Origin of the sequence: Sphingomicrobium astaxanthinifaciens, from assembly GCF_022865105.1 — a bacterium.
GTDB classification, from domain to species: Bacteria; Pseudomonadota; Alphaproteobacteria; order Sphingomonadales; family Sphingomonadaceae; genus Sphingomicrobium; species Sphingomicrobium astaxanthinifaciens.
This window is the reverse complement of the sequence record NZ_JAKNYM010000002.1, coordinates 368034-381370: the sequence shown is the minus strand read 5'-3', so window position 1 is coordinate 381370 and position 13337 is coordinate 368034. Positions and strand designations below refer to the sequence as shown.

The following is a 13337-nucleotide window of genomic DNA, read 5'->3' as shown; positions in this document are numbered from 1 at the left end:
CGTGCGCGCAAAAGGGGGGCGACATGGAACGCGACAGCGCATCGGGGGCGGCACCGGTCACGTCGGCCGAGCGGATCGGCGAACTCGACATCTTGCGCGGGTTCGCGCTGCTCGGCGTGCTGATCGCCAATATCGTCTGGTGGAACGCGCTGCGCTACACGCTGCTGCCCGACCAGATGGACGCGCATTTCGCCGACCCCGTACAGCGCAACACGCTGCTGCTAGTCAACTGGCTGGTGTCCGACAAGGCCAACACGCTGTTCGCCTTCCTGTTCGGCATGGGGTTCTGGGTCCAGATGCAGCGGCTCGAGGCACGCGGGGTCGACTTTGCCGCGCTCTACCGCCGCCGTATCGGCATCCTCCTCGCGCTCGGCGTGGCGCACCTGTTCCTGCTGTGGCCGTGGGACATCCTCCACATGTACGCGCTAATGGGGTTCGCGCTGTTCGCGCTGCGCGGGCTGTCGATGCGCGCGATGCTCGTCGGCGGCGCGGTCCTCGCGCTGGGCGCGCGCCCCTTCTTCTTCTGGCTTCGCGAGCTGCTGGGGCTCGAGGACAAGGCCGAGGCCGCCGTCCTCAGCCCCGACGCGATCGCCGAGCGCCAGGCCGCCTTCCTCGGCAGCGACTATGGCGCCTGGATCACCGAGGTCGCCCGGCTTCACTGGCACGATTATCTCGGCTCGGGCATCGTCGCCGGCTGGCTGCTCTACGTGCTCGGCCGGTTCCTCCTCGGCGCCTGGGTGGCGCGCAAGGGCTGGCTCCAGCGTGCGGGCGAGCTGCTCCCCGCGATGCGACGGCTGTGCCTCGCCTGCCTGCCGCTCGGGCTGCTGCTGGAGGCGCTCTATACCGCGATGGAATTCGGCATCGTCCACAAGGTCTTCTTCGTCGCGGGCGCGCTCCACGCCGTCGGCGTGCCCCTCCTCGCCATCGGCTATGCCACCGGCCTCATCCTGCTCTTCCACCGCGCGCGCTGGGGCTGGTTGCCGCGGCTGTTCGCCCCCGTCGGGCGCATGGCGCTGACCAATTACATCGCGCAGAGCGTGATGATGTTCTTCCTGCTTTACGGCATCGGGGGGCTCGCGATGACGGGCAGGCTCGCGCCGACGCAGACGCTCGCCATCGCCTTCGGCTTCTTCGCGCTACAGGTGCTCTTCAGCCACTGGTGGCTCGGGCGCTACCGCTTCGGCCCGCTCGAATATGGCTGGCGCACGCTCACCTACGGGGAACGCAGCGGCTTTCGCCGCCAGCCCGCCTAGGCCTCGCCCGCCGCCTCGCGGTCGCGCTGCGCCCGGCTCTTCTTCTCCGCCGCGGTCTTGAGCTGCCCGCAGGCCGCGTCGATGTCGCGTCCCCGCGGGGTGCGCACAGGTGCCGAGATGCCGCCCTCGAAGACGATGTCGCTGAAGCGCTTGACCCGATCGGGGGTCGAGCATTCGTAGGGCGCGCCCTCCCACGGGTTGAAGGGGATGAGGTTCACCTTGGCGGGCAGGTCATACTGCTTGAGCAGCCGCACCAGTTCGCGCGCATCCTCGTCGCTGTCATTCTTGTCCTTGAGCATCACATATTCGAAGGTGATGCGCCGCGCATTGTTGGCGCTCGGATAGGCGGCGCAGGCCTCGAGCAGTTCCTCGATGCCGTATTTCTTGTTCAGCGGCACGATCTCGTCGCGCACCTCCTTGGTCACCGCGTGGAGCGAGACCGCGAGGTTGACCCCGATCTCCTCGCCGCAGCGCTCCATCATCGGCACCACGCCCGAGGTCGACAGCGTGATGCGCCGCTTCGACAGGCCGAGCCCGTCGCCGTCCATCACGATCTTCAATGCCTGCTTCACATTGTCGAAATTGTAGAGCGGCTCGCCCATCCCCATCATCACGATGTTGGTGAGCAGGCGTCCGTCGGGGCGGCTCGGCCATTCGCCCAGCGCATCGCGCGCCAGCATGACCTGTCCGACGATCTCATAGGGCTCGAGGTTTCGCACCAGCCGCATCGTCCCGGTGTGGCAGAAACGGCAGTTCAAGGTGCAACCGACCTGGCTCGACACGCACAGCGTGCCGCGGTCCGCATCGGGGATGAAGACCATTTCGAAATCGTGATTGTCGTGGGTGCGCAGCAGCCACTTGCGCGTGCCGTCGGCGCTGACCTGCGCCTCGACCACCTGCGGGCGGCGGATGGTGAAGCGTTCCTCGAGCCACGGGCGCTGCGCCTTGGCAATGTCGGTCATCTCGTCGAACGACGTCGCGCCGCGATTGTAGATCCAGTGCCAGATCTGCTTACCCCGCAGCTTGGCCTGCTTCTCGGCCATGCCCGCCTCGAGCAGCGCCGCCTTGAGCGCGTCCTTCGACAGGCCGACGAGATTGACCTTGCCGTCAACATCGGGCGCGGGGGAACGGCCCGCGGGAACGGGATCGACATGGCCGGCAATCGGCATCAGGGGGGTATCGGCGCTCATGATCGGGGGCGATCTAGTTGCTTTGGCGAACTTTTTCCAGCCCTAACGAGGCGCACGCGCACATCCGGTCGCGGCGGCGTCGATCGCCGCGGGGACCCCGCCCACCGGATAATAATCGGTAAAGCGCCCGCCGCCGCGGTGGCGCGCGGTCACCCGCAGCTTGGCGGCGGTGCGCAACGCCGCGATCACCGCCAGCGCCTCGGCGCTGCCCGCGAAGGCGCTGTGCCCCTCGCCGGTCAGGAGGAAGGGCGTCTCGTCGACCACCAGCTGGACCCGGGTGTTGGGCGCGACGGCGCGGCGCAGCCGGACGTGCAGGTAGGGCGCGGCGCCTTCCTCGAACAGGAAGCTGATCATCGGCTGGCGGTGACGCTGGCTGTCGGGCAGCACGCGCCAGCCGCGCCCGCGCGCCTCGCAGCGCCCGTCCTCCCAGCGGAAGGCCGCCCAGCGGGCATCGCCGCCGAGCGGCTCGGGGGCGAGGGCGGCAAGCGCGAGGCTCGCCGCGATCAGCCCCGCAGCCACAGCCCGGTCCCGACCGCGCCGAGCGCGATCGCCACCCCATAGGGGATCAGCCGGGCCTTCTCGCGATCCTTGCCGCGAAAGGCGATCCGCCCCATCAGCATCAGCAGCGTCAGCACCCCGCCGATGAGGACGGTGGCGACGATCATCCGCGCGCCGTCGGCAAGGCCGAACCAGAGGCTCGCCGCGGCGAGCAGCTTGACGTCGCCCCCGCCCAGCCAGCCGCGCCCGAAGCTGAAGGTGCCGACCACGAGGATGGCGACGAACAGCAGCCCGTTCTGCCACAGGCTCGCCTCGGGCCCCGCGAGCGCGGCCGCCACGAGGCCACCAAGCGCGAGCGCGATGGGCGCGGCATTGGGGATCCGGCGCTGGTGGATGTCAATCGCGGCGGCATAGAGAAAGGCGAGCCCGAACAGGAGGAACAGCCAGTCGGGCGCGAGGGCAGCGAGGGTCATCGGGCGGGGTCGAGCCTTTCGAGATTGGTGGCAGCGCGCTCGTAATGAGTGCTAGAGATGCCGAGCGCGCGGGTAAAGGCGGCGCGCGCGCGCGCGGCATCGCCGCCGAGCGCGGCCGCCACCCCGGCATCGTTGAGCCGCGCCGCGAAGGCGGCGGCGGGCTCGTCCGCGCGCCGCTCGGGCAAGGCGGCACCCGCCGCCCAGCTCGCGAAATCGCGGTTGGCGGCATAGAGCGGCCGGTCGGGCGCGAGCGCGGCGGCGCGGCGCCCCAGCGCCGCCGCCTCGGCCCAACGCCCGCGCAGCATGTTCGAAAAGGCCCAGTTGTTGAGCAGCATCGCCTGCTCGGGGGCGAGCGCGGCGCCGCGCGCATAGGCGGCCTCGGCGCGCGCGCCCTCGCCCCTGCGGTCGGCGATCACCCCGCGCAGGTTCCAGTGCCGCCAGTCGCGCGCCACCGCTTCGTCTGCCAGCGCGCGGTCGAGCCAGCTTGCGGCCTCGTCGAGCCGCCCCAGTTCGAGCGCGGCGCGGGCCGCGCGCGCCGCCATCGCCGCGTCGCCCGCGCCGCGCGCGATCAGCCCGCGATACAGCCCGTAGGCGCTGTCCCAGTCGCGGCGCGCGAAGGCAAGGTCGCCCGCGCGGGTCTCGCTCGCGCTCGCGCTCGCGCCCGCGACCTGCGCCTGCGCAAGCAGGATCCGCGCCTGCTCGTATCGCCCCATGCGGATCGCATGATCGGTCTCGGCGAGCAGCCGCGCCGCCTCGTCGGTCGCGGCGCGCGCGGCGGGCGCGGGCGCGGGCGCGGGCGGCGCTGCCGCGGCGGGCAGCGAGAGCAGCGCGATGAGGGCCCAGCCGGCGCGCATCACCCCTGCGGCAGCAGGGCGCGCGCGGCGTCCCTGCCGAGGTGGAGCGTGACCCGGTCGACCGGGCCGCGCTGGACCGTGACCCGCAGGCCGAGCCGCGCGGCCAGTCGCCGCGCCGCGGCCTCGCCCCCCTCGGGGTAGAGGATGATCGAGCGCGCGCGGCGGGCCGATCCGTCATGGATGGCGTGCGGCCCGATCCCCGCTGCCGCGGCCAGGTTGCCCGCCTGCGCGGCGAGCGTGACCGCCGCGTGCACGGGTGCGACGGGGGGCGGCGGCGCGATCGCCGGCATCATCGCGGGCGCGCGCACCTCGGCGCCGGGCGCCGCGACGGGCGCCACTGGCGGGGGCGGGGCGATGGGGGCGGTGGCCCCGCTGAGGCTGACGTCGCTGGCCAGCGCGACCGCCGCGATCATCGCGGTGTCGATCACGGTGATCGTCGCGGCGACGGGCGCGGGGCGCGCGGCGAGCAGTGCGCTCGCCGCCACCGGCGCGCGCGAGGGCGCGGGCGGCGCGACCAGCGGGGTCGGGGCCGGCGCGGCGGCCATGGCAAGGCTGGTGACCGGGATCGCGGCGGCGGGCAGCGCCGGAGCCGGGGGCGCGACCACCGGGCTGGCGGCCAGCGGCGCGGCCATCATCGCCGACACCATCGGCACCACGCCCGAAGCGCCCGGTGCGGGGAGCGGCCCGTTGATCGCGCTCGCCATCGCGAGCGGCGCGGGGGTCGTCACCTCGAGCCCCTCGCCCGGGCGCGTGTCGCGCGACACGAGGGTGATAATCGCGGGGCGATCGTCGACGGGCGCGGCCAGCGCGCCCCGGCGATCGCCGAGCTCCTCGCGCGCGAAGGCGCGCGCGGTGGCGAGGCGCGCGGCGGGCGCGGCAACGGGCGCGGCAGCGGCGGGCAAGGCCGGGCTGCCCGTGCTGGCGAGCAGCACCTCGTGCCCGCTCAGCCGCTCGAGCCGGGGGCCGGTCGCGACCACGCTCGCATCCGTGTCGGGTGCCGCGCGCGTGGGCGCGGGCGCGGGTGCCGGTGCGGGGGCGCGGGCCAGCGCAACGGGTGGCGGCGGCGGCGCGACCTCCGCGGCCGCGCGCGCGGCCAGCGCGGCGTGGCGGGCCTGCCGGTCGGCGGCCTCGGCGAGCAGCGCGCTGGCGCCCGCGCGGTCGCCCTGCCGCATCTTCGAGGCGGCGAAGGCCTCGTAGAGCGCTGGGTCGCCCGGCGCATGCGCGAGCGCGGTCTCGTAATAGCGACGCGACAGGTCGAACCGGCCCATCCGGTCGTAGGCGCGCGCCAGCCCGGCGTTTGCGCGCGCCGAGCGCGGGTCGAGCCGGAGCGCCTTGCGATAGCCCTCGATCGCGAGCCCGGTGCTGCCCACCGCGAGCAACCCGTCGGCCTCGGCGAGCCGCGCCTCGACCCCGAGCTGCGCGCTCGAGATCCCGCGGTCGATCATTCGCACGTCGACCCCGGGCGCCGCGCAGGCGGCGGTCATCATCAGCGGCAGGATCATCAGGTTGCGCATCGTCGTCCCCCTTCTTCCTCGTTGCTCGTTCCTCGTTCGCGCTCAGCCGAGCGCGGGCACCACCGTGCGCATGGCGCGGATCACCGCCGGCACCATCAGCACCCCGATCATCACCGGCAGCATGCAGCCGACCAGCGGCAACGCCAGCAGCACCGGCAGCCGGTGCGCGCGTTCCTCCGCCCGCATCCGTCGTTTCTCGCGCATCTCGGCGGCGTAGACGCGCAGCGTCGCGGCGACCGAGCTGCCCAGCTTCTGGCTCTGGATCAGCAGCGTCGAGAAGGCGCGGATCTCGTCGACCCCGGCGCGGTCGGCAAACCGCCGCAGCGCATCCTCGCGGCTGCGCCCGGCGCGCAGCTCGAGCACGACCCCGGCGAAATGGCGCGCGAGGTCGGGGTGCGAATGGAACATCTCCTGCCCGACCCGGTCGAACGCGACCTCGAGCCCGAGCCCCGCCTCGACGCAGACGAGCATCAGGTCGAGCGCGTCGGGAAAGCCGTTGAGCAGCTCTTCCTTGCGCCGGTCGGCCTTGGCCTGGATGACGAGGATGGGGATGACGTAGCCGAGCCCGGCGGCGAACACCGCCATGAAATAGCTCGAGGCGAGTCCGAGCTGCGTGCCGCTGACGAAGCTGTAGGCGACGAGCAGCAACGGGAAGGCGAGCGTCGAGATGATGCGGACGAGGGTGAACACGCGCGGCGCGCTCGGATCCTCGTAGCCCGCCGCGACGAGCTTGCGCCGCAGCCCCTGGTCGGTGGTCGAGACGAGGTTGACGCCGCGCTTCTCGAGCTGGTTGACGATGTCGATCCAGGCCCCGCGCTGCTGCTCGCCGCGCAGCCGCGCCGCGCCGGTCGTCGCCGTCGCCGCGGACACCCCCTTGTCGGTCTCGAGCCGCGAGCGCACCCCGCGGCGCTGCTCGACGAGGTTGGCGCCGATCACCACCACGATCGCCACCGCCGCGAACAGGAGGAGCAGCGCGGCATAGCGCGCGAAGTCATTGTCGAGGAGATAGTCGAGCATCGGTCTACACCTTGAGGTCGATGAGCTTGCGGATCATCATCACTCCGATGAACCACATGAGGACGAGCACGCCGAAGCTCGGAACGAAGGCCGGGTCATCAGCGACCTCGAGGAAGAATTGCGGGTTGCCGAGGAACACGATCATGAAGGCGAACAGCGGCAGCACCGACAGGATCCACGCGGTCATGCGCCCTTCGGAGGACAGCGCGCGCACCTTCATGAACAGCGCGTGGCGGTCGCGGATCACCTTGGCCAGATTGTCGAGCACCTCGGCGAGGTTGCCCCCGGTCTCGGCCTGCACCGACAGGCTGACCACGAACATCCGCAGGTCGTCGAGGTCCCAGCGCTCGGCCATCTCCTCGAGCGCCTCGCGCAGGTCGGCGCCGTAGGTCACCTCGTCGACCACCAGCCCGAATTCGGAGCCGATCGGGTCGGGCATCTCGACCGTGAGCATCTCGAGCGCGGCGGCCACCGGGTGCCCCGCGCGCAACCCGCGCACGAAGATGTCGAGCGCGACCGGGAACTGCTCGGCCATTTTCTTGCGTCGCCGATCGGCGATCAGGTTGATGACCACGATCGGCAGCAGCGCGCCGATGATCATCGCCAGCACCGCGAACAGCATGATGCGCCCCGCGGCGAGCCCGCCCCCGAGCGCGTAGGACAGCCCCGCGAAGACGAGGAACAGCGCGATCGGGGCCAGCATCAGCGCGGTGACCATCGTCACCGACGGGGTGGTCACGCCCGCCTGCACCAGCTTGCGGTGCAACAGGTCGCCCCAGCGGCGGATCGGCCCGGGCACCCCCTCGCCCATCGAGAAGGCCCGGCGCCGCAACCGCAGCATCGTCTCCTCGCGGCTCACCCCGCTCTCGATCATGCCGAGGCGGCGGTTGATCGCCCCGCCATGACGGCGGCTGGCGAGGACGACGTTGGTGGTCAGCCCCGCGACGACCATCACGGCGAGCGTGATGAGCGCGAGGAAGAGGACGCGGATGAAGACGTCCATCAGTCGAGCTTCGCGTCGGGACGGAACAGCTCGGAGCTGACCGCGATGCCATGGGCGTCGAAGGCGTCGAGGAAACGCGGGCGGATCCCGGTGGCCTCGAAGCTGCCCTTGACCGACCCGTCGCTCTCGCGGCCGCGCAAGCGGAACCGGAAGATTTCCTGCAAGGTGATCACTTCCCCCTCCATCCCGGTGATTTCCGAAACACTCGTCAGGCGCCGCCGCCCGTCGGACAGGCGGCTGACCTGGATGATGACGTTGACCGCGCTGGCGATCTGCGCGCGCGCCGCCTTGGCGGGCATGTCGACCCCGGCCATGCCGATCATCTGCTCCACGCGCGCGAGCGCATCGCGCGGGGTGTTGGCGTGGACCGTGGTCATCGATCCCTCGTGCCCGGTGTTCATCGCCTGCAGCATGTCGAACGCCTCCCCGGCGCGCACCTCGCCGACGATGATGCGGTCGGGGCGCATGCGCAGCGCGTTCTTGACGAGGTCGCGCATCGCCACCTCGCCGCGCCCCTCGACGTTGGGCGGGCGCGTCTCGAGCCGCGCGACATGCTCCTGTTGGAGCTGGAGTTCGGCCGAATCCTCGATCGTGACGATCCGCTCGCTCTTGTCGATGAACGCGCTCATGGCATTGAGCATCGTCGTCTTGCCCGACCCGGTCCCGCCCGAGATGAGCACGTTGCGCCGCGACGCCACGCAGCCGCGCAGGATCTCGGCCACGGGTTCGGGCACCGAGCCGATTTCGACCAGCCGATCGAGGCTGATCGGGACCTTGGCAAACTTGCGGATCGACAGCAGCGACCCGTCGAGCGCGAGCGGGGGCACCACCGCGTTGACGCGGCTGCCGTCGGCCAGCCGGGCATCGACCATCGGCGAGGATTCATCGATCCGGCGCCCGACGTCGGAGACGATCTTCTGGATGATGCGCAGGAGGTGCCGCTCGTCCTTGAACCTCACCGGCGAGCGTTCGAGCGTGCCGAAGCGTTCGACGAACACGTTGTTGTAGCCGTTGACGAGGATGTCGGTGATCGTGGTGTCCTTGAGCAGCGGCTCGAGCGGGCCCAGCCCGAGCAGTTCGTCGAGCACGTCATCGACCAGCTGCTTGCGCTCGGCGGCGTTGAGCGCGTGGCTCTTCTTGGCCAGCTCGTCGGCGATGATGTCCCCGATCTCGTCGGCGACCTGCTCGCGGCTCATCGCGTCGAGCGCGGCGAGGTTGATCTGGTCGAGCAGGCTCTGGTGGAGCTCGACCTTGAGGTCGATGTTGGCGTCGCGCTTGGCAAAGGCCCCCGCGTCGCCGACCGACATCAGCCGCCGCTTTTCCTCGCGGTCGCGGTCGTTCTCCTCGGCCATCGCCGCGGTCGGTTCGGCCCCCTCCTGCTCCTCGGTCGCCGCCGTTTTCTTGATCTGAAACATGGTCATCGCTCCAATCCCAACCTTGCCGTGACATCGGCCTCGAGCGTCTTGAGATCCCGGTTGAGCGCCCCCTTGCGGCGGATCTCGGCGACCGGGATGCCCTGTTCGATCGCGGCGGTCATGGTCGCATGGTCGTTGGCCAGCGTGTACGCCACCGGCCGCCCCAGCACACGTTCGGCGTCCTCGCGCGTCACATTCTTGAACAGGCCCTTTTCGAAGCGGTTGACCGCGATTCGCACGTCGAGGTGCCCGAGGTCCTGGCTCGCGATCAGGTCGAGCTGCCGCTTGGCGCGGTGCAGGCTCGCGATCGACAGTTCGCAGACCATGATGACGAGGTCCGAGCGCGCCAGCAGCGACAGCGACCAGTCGGTCCAGTTGGTCGGCAGATCGACGAAGACGGTGCCGAATTCCTGCATCGCCGCCTCGGCCAGCTTGAGCGCCTGGTCGACGTCCATCGCGTCGAGCCGGGTGATTTCGGGGGGCGCGGCGATGATGCTCAACCCGCTCGGGTGCGGCGCCGCGACGGTGCGCATCATGTCGCCGTCCATCCGCGAGCCCGCCGCGAGCAGGTCGTCGACCCCGAGCTTGGGGAGGAGCCCGAGTTGGAAGGCGGCATCGCCGAACTGGATGTCGAGGTCGAGCAACAGCGCCTCGCGCCCCGCGCGGCGCTCGTGCGCGGCAAAACGGGTCGCCAGCTGCGTCATCAGCGCGGTCGCGCCGACCCCGCCCTCGGCCTTGATCAAGGTCACCAGCTTGGCCGGCCCGGTGCTGGAGCGGTGGTCGCGCGCGTGGATCTGGTCGCGCACCGGATGGAGCGAGGTCTCGAGCTCGGCCACGTCGAGCGGCAGCGGGATGACATCGTGGGCCCCGGCGCGGATCAGCGCGCGCACAAAGCTGAGGCCGGGATCGAAGGCGGCGGCGAGCAGCGGGGTCTCGGTCGCCTTCGCGAGCGTGGCGAACTGCTCGACCGCGCCGTCCTCGTCCTCCGACAATTGGATGATCGCGGCCGCGGCGCGGTCGATCTCGCCGAGGTCGATGGTATCGCCCGGGCGGGTGATCACGAGCTGGAGCGGCAGCCCCGCCGCCTCGGCCCCTGCCAGCGCGCCGGCATCGCCGTCGGCGACGTTGAGGTAGAGCAACACCGGGGGCCGGCTGTCGGAAGCCTTCCAGTTGTTGTCCCTGCGGTTGTCGCCACTCATGCGCATCATGTCTCTCTCATCAATTCGAATAGTCGCCCGTCATGTCCTCGGCGGTCAGCGCCGTGGCGATGTCGGGCATCGGGATCGCGTTGATCCCGAGGATCTGGAAGAACAGCGGGGTGAAGCTCAGCCCCGTCAGCTCCACGGTCACCAGCGGCGCGACGTCGGGGCCGTTGGGATCTCCCGAAAAGCCGAGCCCCACATTGTCGTACCGGATGGTCAGGTTCTCGGGCGGCACCGGGCGATAATGGTAGGCGATCATCTGCCGGATGGCGTCGAAGGCGGCGGCATCGTGGGAGTAGTTGATCTCGCCGCACGCCGAGCCGGTGCAGTTGCAGCTGGTGTTGGTGCAGACCGCGCCACCGAAATCGGCGGCGGGGACGATGTCGCCCCCGGTGATCGGCGAGGAATAGTCGGTGGCGAAGCTGAAGCTCTCGAGCCCGCTGAACACCGGGTCGGTCACCACCGCCCAGCGCGCCGCCGCCTGCGTCGCCTTTTCCTGCTGGTTCGATTCCCACATCCAGCGCCCGGCATCGAGGATCCCGAAGAGCAGGATGATGAGCAGCGGCAGCACCAGCGCGAACTCGGCGGCCGAACCGCCGCGCCGGTCGCCGGCGAGGAAGGCGAGCACGCGGATCATGCGCCGAACACCGCGGCTTCCTGTTCGGCGTTGATGAACAGGAGGTCGGGCAGGAAGGGATAGCCGAACAGCGTCGGATAGGGCACCCGGGCGCGCACCGTCACCTGCGGCGCGCCGTCGACATTGTCCTCGAACGCGCCCGCGTAATCGCCCGAGGTGTCGCACACCATCGTCACGTTGACGGTCGCGTTGTCGGTCCAGAAATTGAGCCGCGGCTGGCGTGAGGCGTCGACCGACCCGGTGCGCGCGAGATTGCGGATCGCGGTGTCCGCCGCGCTGCCCGTGGCATAGGTGCAGCCCCCCGTCGACAGGTCGCCATAGGGCACCCGCGCGGCATAGCGGGCGGCATCGCGCACGCCCTTCTGGAGGTGATGCGCCGAGACGAAATAATTGCCCATCTCGATCGCCCCGAGGAAGAGGAGGACGAGCAGCGGGATCGCGAGCGCGAGCTCGGCGGCGGCATTGCCGCGCTGGTCCTGCGCGAGCGCGCGAACGTCGAGGCGGGGGGAGCGCGTCATTCGATTAGGTAGGGGATCGCCTTCTTGACCAGCTGGATCTCTTCCTGCTGCCCCGCGGCCGCGCCGCTGACGATCTCGACGTAGAGGTCGCCATATTCGCTGCGCGTGTTGCCCGCGCGGCTGAAGCTGGGTTCGACCATGAAGACGTCGATCCACGCCACCACCGGCACGGTCGAGCGCCCCGCCACGCCGTCGGCCTGGCAGTTGAGCACCGCGACCGTGACGAGGCGGCGGTCGAGCACGTCGTCATCGACCCCGCCGCTCGAATCATAGCCCCCCGCGATCCCGCCGCTCGCGTCGCATTTGGGGCGGGCGTACCAGTTGTTGGAGCCGACCGCCTTTTGCGCCGGCATGTTGGCGGTACCGCCACTCGCCTGCGAGATGCCGTTCCCCATTTCCCAGCGGTAGACCATGTAGCGGGTCGGATAGAGCCGGGCGAGGCCGGTATTGGGATCGGTCGGCATCGACCCGGTGGGCGAGGCGGCGATGATCTCGTTCTGCAGGGTCGGGTCGGCCGCGACCGCCGCGAGGTACCCGGGATAGCCCGCGATCTTGGTCGGGTGGTTGGCCCGGAAATAGGCGTCGATGTCCCAATAGCCGTCGCCCCAGATGGTCTGCGCCCCCCCCTGGTAGGTGCAGATCCCGAGGTTGTTCACCGCGTGGCACTTGTCACGCGGATGCCCCATCGCCGCCGGGGTGTGCGTGTAGTTGAGATAGTGCTTCGGGCTCGTGGGATTGTTGACCGGATAGTAGCGCTGGTTGGCATCGGTGATCTCGCGCCAGCCGTTGGGGTTGCCCGTCGGCACCACTCCGCACTGGTTGCCCGGTCCCTTGAGGACGAGGTCCTTCACCGAATTGGTGCTGGCATTGCAGGGAAAGCCGCTCGCGCACCCGATCTGGTTGAGCTGGCCGTTGACGAAGATGTCGAAGCGCGTGTTGATCGCGGCGGTGACGCTCTCCTTGTTGCCCGGCTCGGTGGTGACCTCGTCGCCGTCGAGGCAGTCGCCCCCCGGGGTATTGTAGCCGAGCGCTGCCTTGAGCCCGGGGGTGCCGTTGCCGAAGGTCTTGAGGAAGCCGTAATTGCCGGGCGCCTCGGCGCCGCCGGGATCGACCGCCTTGAGCCGCAACCCGAAGCCGATGAAATCCTCGACCTCGAAGTCGGTCGAGGGGGAGGGGTTGCCCTCGTTGGGGTTGCAGATCATCAGCGGCGGCACCTTGCACACTGCCTCATTGATGCCCGCGAAGGCGACGCCGCGCAGGTCGCCCGAGCCGAGCGCGGCGACCACCGGGGTCAGCGCGAAGATCGCGCGGCGGGTCTCGACCTCGACCTCGACGAACTTGGCATCGACCCCGCCGCCGGTGGCCGGGATGGTCTTGCCGCGGTCCTGCCAGAAGCGGATCTTGAGCGCCTCGTTGGCGGCCTGCGAGGGGCCGTCGCAGTCGTAGCTCGCCTCGAGCACCTCGACAATGAAGCCCGCCGCATCGCCGTCATTGGCCATGCGCGTCTCGTTGGCGACGAGCCGGGCGGCCGCCTGCGCGCCGCGGGCGCAGCTGTCGGCCTTGCCGTCGAGCTGCGAGGCGGCGGCGAGTGCGGCCTGGTCGGCGGCGTTCTGGAGTTCGGTGTCGAGGCTCGCCATCCGCGCATAGTCGAAGGCGATCCCCCCTGCGCCGACCAGTGCGAACAGCGACAGGGCGATGGTCGGGGCCGCGGCGCCGTCCGACCGGTGGATCAGGCTTCTATGCGAGCGAAACACCTTTCATCT

13 protein-coding genes are annotated in these 13337 nt (G+C 70.6%); 1 reads left to right on the top strand and 12 read right to left on the bottom strand.

Annotated features, from left to right (window positions below):
• Positions 1-23: 23 nt before the first annotated feature.
• Complete coding sequence (locus L8951_RS05690; protein WP_244382040.1) at positions 24-1253, top strand: DUF418 domain-containing protein; 1230 nt, start codon at positions 24-26, stop codon at positions 1251-1253.
• Here L8951_RS05690 and rlmN read toward each other — a convergent pair.
• Genes rlmN through L8951_RS05630 form a run of 12 tightly spaced genes read right to left on the bottom strand, consistent with a single transcriptional unit; the run spans position 1250 to position 13328 of the window.
• Complete coding sequence (gene rlmN / locus L8951_RS05685) at positions 1250-2443, bottom strand: dual-specificity RNA methyltransferase RlmN (protein ID WP_244382039.1); 1194 nt, start codon at positions 2441-2443, stop codon at positions 1250-1252. The genes L8951_RS05690 and rlmN overlap by 4 nt on opposite strands.
• A gap of 42 nt (positions 2444-2485) precedes the next feature.
• Positions 2486-2962, bottom strand: coding sequence for a hypothetical protein (locus L8951_RS05680; RefSeq protein WP_244382038.1), 477 nt, complete (start codon positions 2960-2962; stop codon positions 2486-2488).
• Positions 2947-3414, bottom strand: coding sequence for an A24 family peptidase (locus L8951_RS05675; RefSeq protein ID WP_244382037.1), 468 nt, complete (start codon positions 3412-3414; stop codon positions 2947-2949). The genes L8951_RS05680 and L8951_RS05675 overlap by 16 nt, the downstream gene beginning before the upstream one ends.
• Complete coding sequence (locus L8951_RS05670) at positions 3411-4268, bottom strand: tetratricopeptide repeat protein (protein WP_244382036.1); 858 nt, start codon at positions 4266-4268, stop codon at positions 3411-3413. The genes L8951_RS05675 and L8951_RS05670 overlap by 4 nt, the downstream gene beginning before the upstream one ends.
• The gene (locus L8951_RS05665; protein WP_244382035.1) at positions 4268-5782 is read right to left on the bottom strand and encodes a tetratricopeptide repeat protein; all 1515 of its coding nucleotides are present in this window, start codon (positions 5780-5782) and stop codon (positions 4268-4270) included. Before L8951_RS05665 ends, L8951_RS05670 begins: the two co-directional genes overlap by 1 nt.
• A gap of 42 nt (positions 5783-5824) precedes the next feature.
• The gene (locus tag L8951_RS05660) at positions 5825-6799 is read right to left on the bottom strand and encodes a type II secretion system F family protein (protein WP_244382034.1); all 975 of its coding nucleotides are present in this window, start codon (positions 6797-6799) and stop codon (positions 5825-5827) included.
• Positions 6800-6803: 4 nt separating this feature from the next.
• Positions 6804-7802, bottom strand: a complete 999-nt coding sequence (locus L8951_RS05655) for a type II secretion system F family protein (protein ID WP_244382033.1) — start codon at positions 7800-7802, stop codon at positions 6804-6806.
• Complete coding sequence (locus L8951_RS05650; protein WP_407696407.1) at positions 7802-9217, bottom strand: TadA family conjugal transfer-associated ATPase; 1416 nt, start codon at positions 9215-9217, stop codon at positions 7802-7804. The genes L8951_RS05655 and L8951_RS05650 overlap by 1 nt, the downstream gene beginning before the upstream one ends.
• A gap of 2 nt (positions 9218-9219) precedes the next feature.
• A complete protein-coding gene (locus tag L8951_RS05645; protein WP_244382031.1) occupies positions 9220-10425 on the bottom strand; it encodes a CpaE/TadZ family protein in 1206 nt (401 codons plus the stop codon).
• A gap of 10 nt (positions 10426-10435) precedes the next feature.
• Positions 10436-11056: a TadE/TadG family type IV pilus assembly protein gene (locus tag L8951_RS05640; protein WP_244382030.1), complete on the bottom strand. Its 621-nt coding sequence runs from the start codon at positions 11054-11056 to the stop codon at positions 10436-10438.
• Positions 11053-11574, bottom strand: coding sequence for a TadE/TadG family type IV pilus assembly protein (locus L8951_RS05635; protein ID WP_244382029.1), 522 nt, complete (start codon positions 11572-11574; stop codon positions 11053-11055). Before L8951_RS05635 ends, L8951_RS05640 begins: the two co-directional genes overlap by 4 nt.
• A complete protein-coding gene (locus L8951_RS05630; protein ID WP_244382028.1) occupies positions 11571-13328 on the bottom strand; it encodes a pilus assembly protein TadG-related protein in 1758 nt (585 codons plus the stop codon). Before L8951_RS05630 ends, L8951_RS05635 begins: the two co-directional genes overlap by 4 nt.
• Positions 13329-13337: the final 9 nt, after the last annotated feature.

Excerpts from the sequence above, each read along its gene's own strand:
- L8951_RS05690 (WP_244382040.1), top strand. The coding sequence starts at position 24 with ATGGAACGCGACAGCGCATCGGGGGCGGCACCGGTCACGTCGGCCGAG.
- rlmN (WP_244382039.1), bottom strand. The coding sequence starts at position 2,443 with ATGAGCGCCGATACCCCCCTGATGCCGATTGCCGGCCATGTCGATCCC.
- L8951_RS05675 (WP_244382037.1), bottom strand. The coding sequence starts at position 3,414 with ATGACCCTCGCTGCCCTCGCGCCCGACTGGCTGTTCCTCCTGTTCGGG.
- L8951_RS05670 (WP_244382036.1), bottom strand. The coding sequence starts at position 4,268 with ATGCGCGCCGGCTGGGCCCTCATCGCGCTGCTCTCGCTGCCCGCCGCG.
- L8951_RS05665 (WP_244382035.1), bottom strand. The coding sequence starts at position 5,782 with ATGCGCAACCTGATGATCCTGCCGCTGATGATGACCGCCGCCTGCGCG.
- L8951_RS05660 (WP_244382034.1), bottom strand. The coding sequence starts at position 6,799 with ATGCTCGACTATCTCCTCGACAATGACTTCGCGCGCTATGCCGCGCTG.
- L8951_RS05655 (WP_244382033.1), bottom strand. The coding sequence starts at position 7,802 with ATGGACGTCTTCATCCGCGTCCTCTTCCTCGCGCTCATCACGCTCGCC.
- L8951_RS05650 (WP_407696407.1), bottom strand. The coding sequence starts at position 9,217 with ATGTTTCAGATCAAGAAAACGGCGGCGACCGAGGAGCAGGAGGGGGCC.
- L8951_RS05645 (WP_244382031.1), bottom strand. The coding sequence starts at position 10,425 with ATGATGCGCATGAGTGGCGACAACCGCAGGGACAACAACTGGAAGGCT.
- L8951_RS05640 (WP_244382030.1), bottom strand. The coding sequence starts at position 11,056 with ATGATCCGCGTGCTCGCCTTCCTCGCCGGCGACCGGCGCGGCGGTTCG.
- L8951_RS05635 (WP_244382029.1), bottom strand. The coding sequence starts at position 11,574 with ATGACGCGCTCCCCCCGCCTCGACGTTCGCGCGCTCGCGCAGGACCAG.